General features: G+C 38.2%; 15 protein-coding genes. 9 read left to right on the forward strand and 6 right to left on the reverse strand.

Going from position 1 to position 15,784, the window contains the following annotated elements:
* Window positions 1–4: 4 nt before the first annotated feature.
* The gene (locus tag EPA86_RS14205) at window positions 5–2,155 is read right to left on the reverse strand and encodes a TonB-dependent receptor (RefSeq protein WP_140604740.1); all 2,151 of its coding nucleotides are present in this window, start codon (window positions 2,153–2,155) and stop codon (window positions 5–7) included.
* A 282-nt stretch (window positions 2,156–2,437) separates the two neighbouring features.
* Between EPA86_RS14205 and EPA86_RS14210 the strand changes: the two genes are divergently transcribed.
* Window positions 2,438–5,908 (forward strand): hybrid sensor histidine kinase/response regulator, encoded by a 3,471-nt coding sequence (locus EPA86_RS14210; protein ID WP_140604742.1) that lies wholly within the window; start codon window positions 2,438–2,440, stop codon window positions 5,906–5,908.
* Between the two features lie 32 nt (window positions 5,909–5,940).
* On the opposite strand, the gene EPA86_RS14215 is transcribed toward EPA86_RS14210, so the two are convergent.
* Both EPA86_RS14215 and EPA86_RS14220 read right to left on the reverse strand, forming a co-directional pair.
* Window positions 5,941–6,600 (reverse strand): response regulator, encoded by a 660-nt coding sequence (locus EPA86_RS14215; RefSeq protein WP_140604744.1) that lies wholly within the window; start codon window positions 6,598–6,600, stop codon window positions 5,941–5,943.
* A 317-nt stretch (window positions 6,601–6,917) separates the two neighbouring features.
* Entirely contained in the window at window positions 6,918–7,418 is a 501-nt protein-coding gene (locus EPA86_RS14220; protein ID WP_140604746.1) for a hypothetical protein, read from the reverse strand.
* 177 nt (window positions 7,419–7,595) lie between these two features.
* On the opposite strand from EPA86_RS14220, the gene EPA86_RS14225 reads away from it, so the two are divergent.
* The gene (locus tag EPA86_RS14225; RefSeq protein WP_140604748.1) at window positions 7,596–8,654 is read left to right on the forward strand and encodes a GGDEF domain-containing protein; all 1,059 of its coding nucleotides are present in this window, start codon (window positions 7,596–7,598) and stop codon (window positions 8,652–8,654) included.
* An 8-nt stretch (window positions 8,655–8,662) separates the two neighbouring features.
* Here the strand turns inward: EPA86_RS14225 and EPA86_RS14230 are convergent, their stop codons facing one another.
* From EPA86_RS14230 to coaBC, 3 genes are all read right to left on the reverse strand, one after another.
* On the reverse strand, window positions 8,663–10,126 hold the full coding sequence (locus EPA86_RS14230; protein WP_140604750.1) for an aminoacyl-histidine dipeptidase: 1,464 nt from the start codon (window positions 10,124–10,126) through the stop codon (window positions 8,663–8,665).
* A 111-nt stretch (window positions 10,127–10,237) separates the two neighbouring features.
* Window positions 10,238–10,834, reverse strand: a complete 597-nt coding sequence (slmA, locus tag EPA86_RS14235; RefSeq protein WP_140604752.1) for a nucleoid occlusion factor SlmA — start codon at window positions 10,832–10,834, stop codon at window positions 10,238–10,240.
* 54 nt (window positions 10,835–10,888) lie between these two features.
* Window positions 10,889–12,097 carry a bifunctional phosphopantothenoylcysteine decarboxylase/phosphopantothenate--cysteine ligase CoaBC gene (gene coaBC, locus EPA86_RS14240; RefSeq protein WP_140604754.1) on the reverse strand — a complete coding sequence of 403 codons (1,209 nt, stop codon included), beginning with the start codon at window positions 12,095–12,097 and terminating at the stop codon, window positions 10,889–10,891.
* A 126-nt stretch (window positions 12,098–12,223) separates the two neighbouring features.
* Between coaBC and radC the strand changes: the two genes are divergently transcribed.
* From radC to EPA86_RS14275, 7 genes are all read left to right on the forward strand, one after another.
* On the forward strand, window positions 12,224–12,907 hold the full coding sequence (gene radC / locus EPA86_RS14245) for a RadC family protein (RefSeq protein ID WP_140605033.1): 684 nt from the start codon (window positions 12,224–12,226) through the stop codon (window positions 12,905–12,907).
* A 76-nt stretch (window positions 12,908–12,983) separates the two neighbouring features.
* Window positions 12,984–13,295, forward strand: coding sequence for a PilZ domain-containing protein (locus EPA86_RS14250; protein ID WP_140604756.1), 312 nt, complete (start codon window positions 12,984–12,986; stop codon window positions 13,293–13,295).
* A gap of 122 nt (window positions 13,296–13,417) precedes the next feature.
* Window positions 13,418–14,086, forward strand: coding sequence for an AAA family ATPase (locus EPA86_RS14255; RefSeq protein ID WP_140604758.1), 669 nt, complete (start codon window positions 13,418–13,420; stop codon window positions 14,084–14,086).
* Window positions 14,073–14,516, forward strand: a complete 444-nt coding sequence (locus tag EPA86_RS14260) for a hypothetical protein (protein ID WP_140604760.1) — start codon at window positions 14,073–14,075, stop codon at window positions 14,514–14,516. Before EPA86_RS14255 ends, EPA86_RS14260 begins: the two co-directional genes overlap by 14 nt.
* Before the next feature lie 249 nt (window positions 14,517–14,765).
* On the forward strand, window positions 14,766–15,002 hold the full coding sequence (gene rpmB, locus EPA86_RS14265) for a 50S ribosomal protein L28 (protein WP_084692866.1): 237 nt from the start codon (window positions 14,766–14,768) through the stop codon (window positions 15,000–15,002).
* Between the two features lie 21 nt (window positions 15,003–15,023).
* Complete coding sequence (gene rpmG / locus EPA86_RS14270; protein ID WP_044834320.1) at window positions 15,024–15,179, forward strand: 50S ribosomal protein L33; 156 nt, start codon at window positions 15,024–15,026, stop codon at window positions 15,177–15,179.
* A 97-nt stretch (window positions 15,180–15,276) separates the two neighbouring features.
* A complete protein-coding gene (locus EPA86_RS14275) occupies window positions 15,277–15,777 on the forward strand; it encodes a hypothetical protein (protein WP_140604762.1) in 501 nt (166 codons plus the stop codon).
* Window positions 15,778–15,784 lie beyond the last annotated feature (7 nt).

Consider the following 15,784-nt stretch of genomic DNA (forward strand, 5'->3'; position numbering starts at 1 on the left):
CTAGTTAAAATTGATAATCAAAGGTTACGCCAAACACTAATGGTTCAGATAATTGAGTGTATTGTTTTGGAGTATAGCCATCACGTGGGTCATTAGGGAAATAAAAACCACGGTTTGCGTAGTCTTCATCAGTTAAGTTACGGCCCCACAGTTTAAGCTGCCACGCTTCTGCCAAGTATGATATTGAAGCATTAAGTAACACGATTGATTCTGAAGTTAAGTCAGCTTTGCTAATTCGTTCACCATCATAATAGCGGGTATCTGAGAAGTAGAATTCATCTTTACCGTCAACGGAGATGTTAACTAACCAAGCGTCTGATGGGCGATAATTAAAGCCAAGATTAAATTGATAAGAAGGAGCGTGTGATTGAGCTTCACCGCTTAGTGATTGACCTTGAGAATCAGTAAAATCGTTGAACTCAGTCTCTAATAAGCCAAGAGAACCATAAATATCAATAAGCTCATTGATTTGCCAAGCTGCATCAAGTTCAAGGCCATAGTTATTACCTGTAGCGGCATTTCCTAAAAACTCGATAAATTCAGTACTACCGTCTTCTCTTACGATTGTTTGTGATGATTTAACCTGCATATCTGTTCTGTCCATATAGAACATGGCAGTACGTAAATAAGCATCATCATTCAATAAAGAGACTTTATAGCCAATTTCATAGTTCACAAGGTATTCAGGATCAAAACTACGAAACTCTTCAGATAAACTGCCATCAGTATTGTGTCCGCCAGCTTTATACCCGCGATTGATTGAACCATACCAAAGACTGTCATTGCTTGCTTGATAAGCTAATACGACTTTTCCACCAACCATAGTGTCGCTGGTATCATCAGTAAAAAGATCGGAGTTTTGGTAATCTGCAGCGCGATTTTCTAAACGTAAGCCAGTCGTTAAGGTAAGTTTTGTATTTAACTGAGTATCAAACTGACCGTAAAGGGCAAAAGAGTCGCTTTGATTATTGGAGCTAAAATCGCTGTCTGCATAAGTATACTGACGAAGTAAGTCTTCTTCATCGCTCTTATAGTAAAGGCCTGCAACCCATGAAGTACTACCATTAAAGAGTTCACTACCTGCTTTTGAAAGTGCTCTAAATTCAAGTGATTGAGATGACTTTTCTCGATAGTAGTGATCCGTTGAAGTGTACTCCCAATAAGCATAATCAGGATTTTCAATAACGTCAGGATCAGAGATACCGACATAAGCCCAATCCTCATCATATCCGTAACCAAGATCTGAGTCTGCAGCCGTGAGGATAGAGACAAAAGTAAAATTATCAAAACCATCGTAAGTAAATTTAGCTGCTAGTGCTGTAGTTTCTTGCTCATCAAAACCAGGTTCATCTGAATAGGTGGTTCTGTTGTTGTCTAATGAAAAAGCATCATAACCATTGTTGAAATCGAAATAAAAGCCAGTTAAATCAATGGTAAGGTCGTTTGTTGCTGCAATTGATAATTTGCCACGTATATTAAGTTCATCACGGTTATTGGTATCTTCAGTGTTTAAGAAGATATTTTCCATATAACCATCACTGACAAGTTTATTCATGGCAAAGCGATAGTTGATTTTTTCGGTTGCAGGGCCTGATAAGGCAACGCCAAGACCTGCAGTGTTATAGTTGCCTAAATCGAGCTTGATAGCACCTTCAAATTCCTCTGTTGGTACATTAGTTTGAATGTTAATCATACCTGCAAGGGCATTGGCGCCAAAACGGGTACCTTGAGGTCCACGAAATACTTCTGCCTGACTAACATCAAATAATGTGGCGATACTGCCGATGCCGGTAAAGTCGACATCATCAATTATCATACCCACTGATGGGTTAATAGGCTCTTTAAACTGACTACGTTCACCAATGCCACGTATTTGAAAATAACGAGCTCGTTGAGAACCACTTGCGTAATTGACATTAGGGCTAATGGCAATTAGCTCTTCCAAATGCTGTGCATTACGCAATTTAATATCGTCAGCAGTAAGTACAGATAACGATGATGGTGTAGATTGGAGGTTTTGCTGGCGAAAATCACTGCTAACGGTGATTACTTCCATATCATCAGTATCATTACTTGATAATTCATTGGCGAAGGCGGAAACGTTAAATAAAGCGGAAGCGATAGCAAGGCTAATGATCGATTTAGACAGTGTCATAGATATCTCAATTAAAAACAATATTAAGCAAAGTAAGGGAAAACAAAGAGATATGTACGATGATATGTTTATTATCGCTAACCATCCCTATGCCAGTGAATGTAGTCACTGCCCAGGTTCAAAGAGTATATTTCTCAGCCACGGCTTATTTTTCTAGTAAATAAGAGAGGCACCCCTTGGTTGCGCGCTATTCTAGCAAAAAATTTATTAAGAATCTTTTTATTGTTGATGCGCTTAGGTATATTGGCATTAGGATTTTTCTTTTATCTCTCGTGGGTGGATATGTTTCCAAATTGGCAATTAGTATTATTAAGTTTGGCTTATATAGGCCTACTGTTTTTAATTGCATTTTTGGGGGATAAATACCGTCATCAACTGGCTAAAAAAGGGCAAAGCTTAATTTATGCTTTAACCCTAGGCGTTTATTGTACTTCGTGGAGTTTTTTAGGCACAACTGGGCAAGCATCTAGCAATTTCCTTTCTCATCTACCTATTTATATCGGTCCAATACTGTTATTTATTTTTGCTTGGCCTTTTATTCAACGGATAATTCGTGTCAGTTTAAAGCTGAACCTGACCTCTATTGCTGATTTATTAGCAGCGCGATTTGGTAAATCACATAACTTAGCCATTATTGTTACCTTGGTCGCCTTAGTAGGCACAATGCCTTATATAGCACTGCAGCTAAAAGCGATGGTGTATTCATTTCAGCAATTACAAGTGGATCATAGCCTAAATAGTTGGCATATCGGTTTGGTGGTTAGCATAGTACTAGCAGGTTTTACTGTGCTTTTTGGTATAAGGCATATTGATGTAACGGAGCGCCATCCCGGTGTAATGTTTGCAATTGCATTTGAATCCTTAGTGAAGTTGTTTGCTTTTTTGGCTGTTGGTTTATTTGTTTGTTTCTCACTATTTGATTCACCTTTAGACATTTGGCGACAAGCTAATGCTAATGTTTTATTAGATCAGCAACTTAATGTTGACCAAATGGCTGCTATGGTTGCGATGTTAGTCATTGTTATGGCAGCCTTTTTATCACTACCTCGACAATTTCAAGTAATGGTAGTTGAACTTAAAGACCAAAGAGATACTTGGCTGAGCCGAAGAATTTTCCCTATTTATTTGTTAGTTTTTGCTTTTTTCGCAGCACCGTTGGGTTTAGCGGGGCATTTATTACTTGCTGATACCGTACCGTCAGATGCTTATGTACTTTTCTTGCCGGGTTTAGCAGATCAAACTTGGTTAACCTTATTTGCCTTTTTAGGTGCTGTGTCTGCAGCAAGCTCAATGGTTATTATTTCATCCATCGCGTTAAGTACTATGCTGAGTAATGAAATTGTTTTTCCTTTACTGTATCGACGCCAGAAGGTTGCTCAAACAGATTATGATAACTTTAGGCAGCGATTATTAAATATCCGTAAACTACTGGCTTTGATGGTGATTCTGTTAGGTTATGGTGTGTTTATTATGGCATCGCCAGATACCTTATCATCGCTAGGTGAGGTAGCGTTTGGTGCTTTCGCACAGTTAACCCCCGCACTAATTGCCGCTTTTTATTGGCGCAGAGCCAGTTTGATGGGGGTTTATGCAGGTATTTTAGTGGGCTTTATTCTATGGCTAAGTCTTAACTTTTTACCTCAGTTTGGCTTATACCCCTCACCGTTTGCTGAAGGCTTTTTACCGGTTAAAACGACTGCAACATTATTTAGTTTAGGTGCCAATATTATTGTGATGTGGGCATTATCTCAGATCAGTCGCCAAAGTGTGCAAGAACGCGTACAAGCTTCATTGTTTTTAGAATGGCAATCGCCAACTTTAACGAAAGCACAAAAAAAACGACAAATTGATACTGAAGAGTTGGAGCTACTGGTTTCACGTTTTGTCGGTTTAGATAAAGCCAAATCCAGTTTTAGTTTATTTCGTTCGTCAAATAATAAAAAACAGTTAGGTAATGCAGCCTATAACCAGCTGCTATTGCAGCATACAGAAAACACCCTTGCAACGGTAATGGGCGCATCTTCTGCGCGGTTAGTGTTATCTTCTGCTCTTGATGGCAGGGATATTGCTCTTGATGAATTAGCTGTACTCGTAGAAGAAGCCTCAAGTCAGCGCCAACAGTTCTCTCAAAATTTACTGCAAAGTGCGATTGAAAATGCGAGTGAAGGTATCTCCATTGTCGATGAAAATTTACAGCTGGTAGCTTGGAACAAAAAGTACCTTGATTTATTCGATTACCCCAGCGAACTGATATATGTAGGCAGTCCTGTTGAGTCTTTAATTCGTCATAATGTGAAGCGTGGCTTATGTGGCATGGGAGATTTAGAGCAACAAGTTAATAAGCGCTTAGAGTATTTGAGAAAAGGCAGTCCACATAACTCTGAACGACAACATGCAAGCGGACAAACTATTCGTATTGAAGGTAACCCATTACCTGATGGTGGTTTTGTTATGATGTTTTCAGATATCACGGCGTACCGACAAGCGGAGCAAGTATTAAAAGAAGCAAATCTTGATTTAGAAACCCGCGTTTATGAACGTACTTTAACATTAGCAAAAACCAATGAAGCATTAGCAAAAGCTCATGATAAAGCTGAGCAAGCTCACTTAAAGAAAAGTCAATATCTACGAGCGTGTAGTCATGACTTAATGCAACCTCTTGAGGCTGCAAGGCTTTTCACATCGGCTTTATCAGAGCAAAATAATTTAACGGAAGATCAATACCGTCAAGTTGAAAATATTGATCGATCGCTCAAAGCCGCCAATGATTTATTGGCTGATTTGGCAGAAATAGCACGCTTAGAAAGTGGCAATATTAAAGCGAACAAGCAACCTTTCGCCTTAAACGAACTGTTTGAAGATTTAGCACAAGAATTTGAAGCCTTAGCAGAAGAGCAGAAAGTAGAGTTCCGTTTAAGGTCGTCAAAAGTGTGGATTAATTCTGATAAGCACTTATTACGTCGCATTATTCAAAACTTGGTTGGGAATGCCTTTAGGTACGCAAGCCCAGGGAAAGTGCTGCTTGGTGCCCGCGTTGTCAATAATGACGTTATCATTCAAATACTAGACAATGGCCCTGGAATTCCCGTGGAAAAACAAAGCTTGGTTTTCGAGCAGTTTACCCAGTTAGATTCAGCTAATAACCAAGCAGGTCGAGGCTTAGGACTTGGATTAAATATAACTCAAAGCTTATCGCACTTATTGGGTCATAGTTTGAGCTTACAATCTAAGGCGATGCAAGGTTGCAAGTTTTCAGTACATGTAGAAAGAGTTGCACCAAAACTTAATGCTATACCAAGTGCGGTACCAGCATTTAACGTTGCATTAAAAGATATAACGGTGTTGTGTATTGATAATGATCCCGATGTATTAAGTGGCATGGTTGAATTGTTATCTGCATGGCAATGTAACATTCTTGCGGCTGATTCGCGTGAAAGTGCACTAGAAGAGTTTGCTAATCATAAGAATGAGATTGATATTTTGTTGGTGGATTACCAATTAGGCTATATAGCTGGTGATAAGAAAGGGATACAGGCAGATGGTTTAACGTTAATTAAAGATTTACGCAGTCAGTGCCCGCAAAGTATTCCAGCTATTCTTATTACGGCTACTACAGAAGCGGGTATTGAAGAAAAAGCCAAAAGTTATGATGTTGGTTATATGAGAAAATTAGTTAAACCTGCGGCGTTAAGAGCGATGATGAGTGCGATGCTGGCTAAGAAATTACAAGCTGATTATGTTGGTTATAGTTAATGCTATATTGCCAAATAAGTCATTAATATAACTTATTCGGCATTAAAGCCTGCTTCATTTAAATCTAACTGGCCAATAGCAATAACAGCTTGCGTGCGATTTCTAACGTTCAATTTTCGAAAAATTGCTGTGGCATGCGCTTTTATTGTTGCCTCCGAAACATTGAGGTCATACGCAATTTGTTTATTCAACATACCTTGGGCGAACATCATCAAAATACGATATTGCTGTTGCGTTAGACTGGCAACACGTTCAGCAATGTCACACTCTTCATCATTATCTTGTATTTGCTGAAATGAAGCAGGAAGCCAGACATTACCTGATAATATTGTGACAATAGCATTGTATATATCATCAACGGGTGTCGACTTAGGTACAAAGCCTGCAGCACCATAACCCATAGCTTTGCTGATAGTATCATGGTCTTCGTGCGCAGAGACGACCACAACAGGTATTTGTGGGAAGTGGTTACGTACATGAATCAAGGTATTGAAGCCGTGTGCACCTGGAATATTCAAGTCGAGTAATAATAAATCACTTTCATTATTAGCTTCAAGCAAGGTTTCAAGCTCGGCAATGGTTTGAGCCTCGAGCCAAGATGTATAGCTTAATTTTGGCTTCAATGTGCCAAGCAAGGCTTGTCTGAATAAGGGGTGATCGTCAGCTATTATTATTTTTTCAGGCTGAATCATTGCATACTTCCTTAGAAAATCTATCTTCATTCTAACGGAAAACAAATTAATTACAAAGCCTAGTTTTTTGTATTATTTTCTTCTTGGCAAATTAGTAAATAAATCCTTGTTAAGATAAAGGTTTTATTTTTTCTAGTGCATCAACTTATTGTAAAAAATAACTTTTTCTTTTTCTATGATGAAAAGTTAACCGGAGTAATTGCCAGAAGCACTTAATGACGAGTGATGAACTGTTAGTAAAATCACCAGTTAAAATTGTACAAAAGTATTATATGTAATCACATAACACTTGCGAATAATAATTCTAAAACTTTAGGTTAATATTCATTATTGAACATTGGTAGTCCACCGTGAGATCCTAAAACAGCGCCTGCAACTGCTAATAAGCTGAGAAAGAGAAGAACACGGTGCATTCGCAATATGGTGATAAAGGTTTGTTTACTATTTGTTTTAGCTTGGTTTTCAAACCACTTATGTAAAAAAAGGGGTTCTAATACAAACAACACTATTGAAAATATTAGCCATATAATCGTCATTAAATGAAGCCACCAAAATTCAACATAAAGGTATCTATGCCAAGCATTTAAGAAATACAGCATATAAAAGCCAGAGACACCTGCAGCTATTGTCGTGAGTTTTGCTTGCCATGAAAAGCTATGTTCTAGCTGTTCAAATAAGGTAAATCGTTGTTCATTTTTAATATGCTTTAGCATGGCTGGCAATAAAACGGTGGTAATAAAAGCGACACCACCAATCCACATCACGACAGATAATACGTGCACTGCACGAGCTATGATAAACCAATCATAATCATTCATAGTATTCTATTATTAATAAATTTAGCGGTCATTATAGAGGGTTAGTGTAATAAACCTTTGTTGTGAATCATTCAATAATAAACTAGTTGCTAATTTAATTTTTAGTGGTCAATATGAAAAATAGAGCATAATCTTTATAGTAATGTAGAGCAAATTCTAACGGGTTAGGTGGTTAGAGTGATAAAGTGGTTGAAGTCTTACCTATTAATGGAAAAAGAAGTGGGGAGTAATTCCTATAGACGTGAAGTCACAGGTAATTTTGTGATTCTTTTTTCGTTCGCCATATTGTTCTTATTAACGCTTAGCAATTTCTTTTTAAGCTCTCGTACCATTTTTTATGCAAACTTAGCCTTATTTTCAGGCCTATGTTTAATCACATTCCTATTTCGGCATAATAAACGCTTGGTAATTCATAGTATTGCCCATTTTATGGCGGGCGGTATTTTCGTTATTGTCTATTTCAATCAAGCTCAAGATTACACTCCTATTTGGTCATTTTTATATATGTACCTGATTATCTCGCTTTACGGTCATCAAAAAGGGCTGATGATAGCGGGGGGCTTTTTAGGTTGTTTATTACTGTTTTTATCTTTTTGGGTAGGTGAAACTGTAACTAAACTCGAGTTTATACGTTTTGCTTTTGTTTCTGTGTTTATTTTATTTTTTGCTTACTTAGCAGAGTTGCTAATTTCGAGAACCTTTGAGCAGTTAAATAAAACTAAATCAATACTGGAAAAAATGACCATAACAGATGAGTTAACCGGGTTGCACAACAGACGGCACTTTAATGACGTGCTGAGTGATAAAATTAATAGTGCTAGACGAAGTAAAGAAATGTTAGCGCTGGCGATTATCGATGTAGACCACTTTAAAAAGTATAACGATACTTATGGCCATCCAGCAGGTGATCAGGTATTAATTACATTGGCAGAACTATTAAAAACAACCATGAAACGTTCAGATGATGTGCTTTTTCGTTTAGGAGGTGAAGAATTTGCTTTGCTGTATAAACCAAAAGATGAAACATCCGCGATTGCTTTATTAGAACGAATCAGGGAAGCAGTTGAAGACGTAGTAAAAGAAGAGAATATCCAATCAATTGTAACCATATCAGCAGGTTTATATATTATTAAACCCCAGAAAACGCAGTCTTTTGAGCAGGTATATAAATCAGCAGATGAGTTACTTTATCAAGCAAAAGAGTTAGGGCGAAACAGAGTGGTTGTATCGCCCTAACCATATGACTATTTACTTGGTGCGTTACCTAATACCGCTGTTAACAGTTGCCAGTACTGGGCAACTGTAGCAATTTCAACTTTCTCATCTGGAGAATGTGGGAATTTAATTGTTGGCCCAATTGAGACCATATCCCAATGTGGGTAGGCTGTTTTAAATAGGCCACACTCTAAGCCTGCGTGAATCACCATAACTTCAGGCACTTTGTTAAAGAGTGATTCGTAAGTATCCCTTACTGTTTTCATAATAGCGGAGCTCGTATCTGGTTTCCAACCAGGGTATGCGCCTGAAAATTCGACGTTTGCGCCTGCTAATTCAAAAACTGATTGCACGGTACGCACAGTTTCTAAACGGCCATCATCATGTAGGCTGCGGATTAGTACAAGTGCGTTAAGCTTCTTGCCACGGGTACGTACAACGCCAAGGTTTAAAGAGGTTTCAACAATGCCTTCAATATCATCACTCATTCGGATAACACCATTTGGGCAAGCATTTAAAGCACGCAAAATTGCTGCTTGGGTTGCTTTTGTCCAACATTGGTCAAAATCTTCAGGAGAAATTAAAAGCATATCAATGTCGGTTTCTACGCTACCAAGGTTAGTTTGTATTGTTGCAAGGTATGTTGCTAAAGCAGATTTCAGCCCTTCAACATTAGCTGTTGGTACGACAAAGCTTGCGTTTGCTTCTCGTGGAATAGCATTACGAAGACTTCCGCCATTAAACTCTGTAAGGCTAAGATCAAATTCATTGCTTGCATCAAGTAAAAAACGTACCAATAGCTTGTTGGCATTTGCGCGGCCAGTATGAATATCTACACCTGAATGACCACCTTTCAATCCTGAGATAGATAAATTAAAAGCTTGATGATCTGCAGGGACATCAGTGTATTCTAGTAAGAAATCAGCAGAGCCATCAATCCCACCCGCACAGCCCATGTAGACTTCACCTTCTTGCTCTGAATCAGTATTGATGAGAATATCGCCATCTAACCAACCTGCTTCTAAGCCAAATGCGCCTGACATACCTGCCTCTTCATCAATTGTAACAAGCACTTCTAATGGGCCATGTTCAATATCATCACTTGCGAGTACGGCTAATGCGGAAGCTAAACCAATACCGTTGTCAGCACCAAGTGTTGTGCCTTCTGCAGTCACCCATTCGCCACATTCTTGAATATATGGTTTGATTGGATCTGTGAGGAAGTCATGTTCAGTATCATTATTTTTTTGTGGCACCATATCCATGTGTGCTTGTAAAATAATACCTTTTCTATCTTCCATTCCTTTAGTTGCAGGCTTCTTAATGAATAAGTTACCAATGGCATCTTCTTTGATAGTAAGTCCTAACTCTTTGGCCCACTCTTGAATCCATAATGAGATTTTTTGCTCATGCTTTGATGGGTGTGGAATGCTGCAAATTTTTTCAAATATTTGCCATAAACTGTTAGGTTGAAGTTGTGATAATGTACTCATAAAGTTTCCTTAACCGACGCAGTTGCAACGAATTGGGCAACTGCTGATTGTTTACAGCCCAATGTGAACTTGGGCAAAATTTATATAGTGATAGTTTGGCAGACTATAAGGTTATTTACTCGCCATTAGAAATTGCCATTGTTCATTAAAGTCACTACTTGGAAGTTTTTCAAAACCCGATCTTACGTATTGGCTGATTTTCCCCTCAGCAAAAGCAACCAGCAAATTGGCAAGTGCTTGCTCACTAATTGAAAAAGTTTTACCTTCTCTTAATTTACGCTCGCGTAGAACCTGTTTGAATTGTGATTCAAGTTTTTCAAAGAACTGATGCACACGACCTCTGAGGCGCTCATTCTCACCCATTAAAGCATCACCTGAAAGAATGCGGCAAATTCCTGGGTTTCTTTCAGAGAAAACCAATAAAACATGCAGAATATGATGACAGCGTACTAATGTTTCTTTGTGATCAGCTAAGATCAAGTTTATTCTTGAGAAAATTGACTCTTCGATAAAGTCAATTAACCCCTCGAACATTCTCGCTTTTGAAGGAAAGTGTCGATATAAAGCCGCTTCAGAAACACCCACTTTATTCGCTAGCTTCGCTGTAGTAATACGTTCACCAGGGCTGTCTTGTAACATCAAGGCTAAACATTCTAGAATTTGCTGTTTGCGGTTTGGTTTTGCTGTTTTTTGAGGAGTTGCGCTCATATTAACTCTTTTCTCTTGGTTGTTATTATTTGTTTAAATACGTTGGTTAGTCGCTTATGTACGATATCGTTGCTGATAGTGCTCATTAATTAAAGAGACTAATTTTTTGGCAACAATATGCTTGCTAGCTAATGGAATTTCCGTTTTATCTACCGCGCTAAATAAAGTTAACGCATTATCATCGCTATTAAAGCCTTGGCCTGCTTTAGCAACATCATTTGCCGCAATGAGATCTAAATTCTTGCGCATTAATTTACCACGAGCATACTGCTCAACATTTTGAGTTTCTGCAGCAAAACCGACAATAAACGGTTTATCGGCTAACTGAGCAATATCTGCAACAATATCATGGTTTTTTATTAAATCTAGTTGCATAGCATCATTAGATTTTTTTATTTTTTCTTGGGCAACATTGGCTACACGGTAGTCTGCTACGGCAGCACAAGCAACAAATGTAGTTGCTTCTTTCACGTGCTCAAGTGCTTGTTGATGCATTTCTGCCGCACTTTCTACATTGATAATATGACAACCCACAGGTGGTGTAATTGTAACAGGGCCAGAAATTAGCGTGACTTTTGCTCCGGCTCTAAGTGCCGCATGAGCAATGGCATAACCCATTTTTCCTGAGCTATGGTTTGAAATATAACGCACAGGGTCAATGGCTTCTCTTGTAGGCCCTGCGGTGATTAACCAATGTTGTCCAGCTAAATGTTTTTCAACAAAGAAATCACTGCTTAAGGTAACTAAATCAGGTACATCTAACATACGGCCAAGACCAACATCACCGCATGCTTGTTCTCCGCTTCCAGGCCCCCAAATATGGTAACCCCATTGAGTCAACGTCTCGATATTTCGCTGTGTTGCAGGTGCATGCCACATTTTCTGATTCATTGCAGGCGCAATAGCAATCGGGGCATCTGTTGCCAAACAAAGGGTAGAAAGTAAGTCATTTGCCATTCCTGCGGCTATACGCGCAATTAAGTCGGCCGTTGCTGGAGCAATGATTAGTATGTCTGCCCATTTAGCAAGCTCAATATGACCCATAGCGAGTTCAGCTTGTGTATCCAATAAGCTATCGGATACATGGTTACCTGATACGGCTTGTAAGGTAAGAGGTGTGATAAATGCTTTTGCACCATCAGTCATTACTACTCGTACATCAGCCCCTTGTTCTTTGAGGCGGCGTACCAATTCTGGTGTTTTGTAGGCTGCAATTCCACCACTAATACCAAGAACAATTTTTTTGTCCTGAAGAATTTGCATAAACTGCTAATCTTAACTAATCAATGTTGGTACTAAGATAACATTTATTCGCTTTATTGAAAAATTTCACACAGAAAAAAATAATACATGCAAGGATGCAAAATGAAACCAGATAACCTTAGTCAAATGTTACTTAAAGATTGGCCTGAAATTGAGCGGCCAAGAGAGAAATTATTACAACGAGGGGCAACATCCCTATCAGATGCTGAATTACTTGCCATATTTTTGCGAACAGGCGTAAAAGGATGCAATGTTGTTGATTTATCGAGAAGGCTGTTGAAGAGTTTTGGCAGTATTAGTGCTATATATCAAGCAAGCCATGGTGATTTTTGTGCGCATTATGGTTTGGGAACGGCCAAGTTTGTTCAATTACAAGCTTGTTTAGAGATGTCAAAGCGCTATTTGTCAGAAAAAGTCCAGCAACAAAGTTATGAATTAAGCTCTTCTCAGTTAACTCGAGAATATTTAATGGCTGAGTTAAGAACTGAGCAGCGGGAAATATTTGCGATACTCTTTTTAGATAGTCAGCACCAAGTGGTTCAATTTGAAAAGCTATTTTTCGGTACATTAAATGCTGCTGCAGTATATCCGAGAGTTGTGGTGCAACAGGCATTAAAGCACAACGCGGCGGCTGTTATATTAACCCACAATCACCCCTCGGGTGTTGCTCAAGCAAGCCATGCTGATCAACTTATTACTGATAAATTAGTGCAAGCTTTGCAGTTAATTGATGTCAGCGTTTTAGACCATATTATTATTGCAGGACATCAGTATTATTCCTTTGCGGAACATGGGGAAATAATATCCTGATAATTAGTTGATAAAATTAAAAATCCCAGTTACTTTTAGAGTTCAGGTAGTGAGATAAATAATTGAGGAACATCATATGGATCAAAGTAGTAATGATGGAATTGAGCGTCGTAAATTCTTTCGTTTAGACATGGAAAAAGAGTTAATAGATATCTCTTGGACTGATGCGACGGGTCAAGTTCAACAAAAGAAAATTGCCTGTCTTGATTTTTCTCGTGGTGGATTACGCTTAGATTGTGATCAAGCAATCCCTTTAACAACCCAAGTAACCGTTATATTTAAAGCGGCAAGTGCAAATAACCAAACGCTGAGCGGTAAAGTCTTACGTTGCGTGAAGCAAGACAGTGGTTGGTTTGAAATCGCGTTAATTTTAGATGATGCCAAGTAGTTAAGTGAGTTAACTGGCAACTCACAGCGCGTGGGGTTATTCGAAATAAGCTAGACTAATAAAATTGAACTACAATTAATGGAGTTCAGTGTTAAAAGATAGAAGTAAAGGATGATAGACATATGATGATATTAGTGGGTGGTGAAAAAGGCGGTAGTGGTAAAAGCTGTCTGGCACAGAACTTAGCCGTATACTTCGCCCGAAATAAGAAAGCAATCGTGTTAATGGTTGATTGTGATCCGCAACGTACTACCTCAGATTGGATTCAGGCTCGAAATGCTGATCCTTCACTCCCTGCAATTAACTGTATTCAACTGTACGGTAAAATTAGAAATGATTTATTAAGTCTTGGGCAGCATTATGACTATGTAATTGTTGATTGTGGTGGACAAGATAACTTAGCGCTACGTGCTGCTATGTCTGTCGCTGACCATGTAATTATTCCCTTAAGACCAAAGCGTAGAGACTTGAAAACAGTACCTCATATGGAAGACATGTTAAGTACTTGTAAAATGGTTAACCCGAAAATGATGGCTTCCTTTGTGGTAACTCAATGCCCATCTTTACCTAATCAAGCAAATCGAATATTAGAAGCAAAAGAAGTGTGTAGCTCATATGGTATTAATGTTTTAGATGCAGTGACTTATAACAGAAATGTCTATGATGATAGTGAAGAGCAAGGCTCTTCCGTAATTGAAAACGATCCTAGTGGTAAAGCCGCTCAAGAAATGATTGCTATTGCAGAAGAATTACTAGCAATGGAACCGGACAATTCGCATGAGTTTAACTGATTTAAAAAAGACTAAGGATGGCAAGGCAAAGAAAAAAAGCTTTACCATAGATGAGTTTATTTCTGATGCTGAAAATTATGCCAAGGGTGATCCAAAAATTGTAACCACGGTTGCAGGTGCTGAAGCTGATCATAAATTGAATTTACAAGAAGCCATTGCTGAAGCGAAGCGCTTTATTGAATTAAAAGAAAAAGAGCATCAGTCAGCGGAGCAACAGTCACGTAAAAGGACAAAAGGAAAAACAAAAGGTGATAAGCCATTTCGTCGCGCAACTTTTACTTTAAGTGAAGATGCTATAGATCAATTGCATGAGTTGTCAGCTGAATCAGATTTAGCTAAATCACATATTTTACGAATTTTAATCGATGAATTGTGTAATAAAGAACAAAATGAACAGTTGAAGAAGTTGTTGCAATCAAAAATTGATTGATTTGTTGGCTTTTTGTTCGTGAAAGTGACAATAATCATACGAAAACTCACTACAATAGTGAGTTTTTTGTTTTTAAAGTCGATATAAGTATTTGATATTATGTTAAAACATTCCTTTCATTATAAAGTTTGCATTTGGGCTAGCATTAATAATTTAGTTTCTCTATAATATGCCACCTTTTTCAGGATCCTGAGGCGACGGTCTTGGGGAAATATAGCTCGAGCTGAAATTAATTTTGGAGTGACTCACATGTCTAAAGTTTGCCAAGTAACAGGCAAGAAGCCAGTCGTAGGGAACAACCGTTCTCACGCAAGAAACGCGACTCGTCGTCGTTTCTTACCAAACCTTCAATCTCACCGTTTTTGGGTTGAGAGTGAAAATCGTTTCGTTAAATTACGTTTAACTCCGAAAGGAATGCGTATTATCGATAAAAAAGGTATTGATGCAGTATTAGCTGACATTCGTGCCCGTGGCGAAAAAGTTTAAGTACTCATCTAGGAGAATATCATGCGTGATAAAATTCGTTTAGTTTCTAGTGCAGGTACTGGTCATTTTTATACTACTGATAAGAATAAAAAGACTATGCCAGAGAAAATGGAAATCAAAAAGTTTGATCCAAAAGCTCGCAAGCACGTAATGTATAAAGAAGCAAAAATTAAGTAATTAATATTGTTTCGAATTAAAAACCCGGTATTTACCGGGTTTTTTATTGCCAAAAATTCAGTATGATAAACATAAAGATTAATAATGCAGAGAAAATATGAAGCTATCACGCACTGGTTGGAATAATGTAATTATTTTTTCAGTCATGATTATTATTATTATGATCAATGCTACCAACGATAAGCTATTTCCTGAAGATGCTGAGCAAACCTCAGGTGCCTCACAAACACTATTACCTGAGCATAGTGTGATATTAACACTATCTATATTACTTTCAGACAAGCAAAGTATGCACTTTGCACGTGTAGGTCGCAGTTGGCAGTTAACAAGCAAAGGCCTAGTGGTAAATTTATCTGAGCAGCAAATTGAACAATTAATGTTTTCATGGCAGCAAAGCTCAGGCCTAGTACAAGCGGATGAAATCATCATTGATCAAACCTTAGCAACGCAAGTCCATATTGCCTTAGCTGGTATTGATGAAACTCTGGTATATTGGCTTTATCCACTTTCAGACCAATTACTAATCTATAACCAAACATCTAAAGTTTGGTTATCACTACCAGCAGCTGTAAGTAAGCAACTGTTGCCGGTACAGTAATTATTAC

Source organism: Litorilituus lipolyticus, assembly GCF_006439335.1.
Classification (GTDB): Bacteria; Pseudomonadota; Gammaproteobacteria; order Enterobacterales; family Alteromonadaceae; genus Colwellia; species Colwellia lipolytica.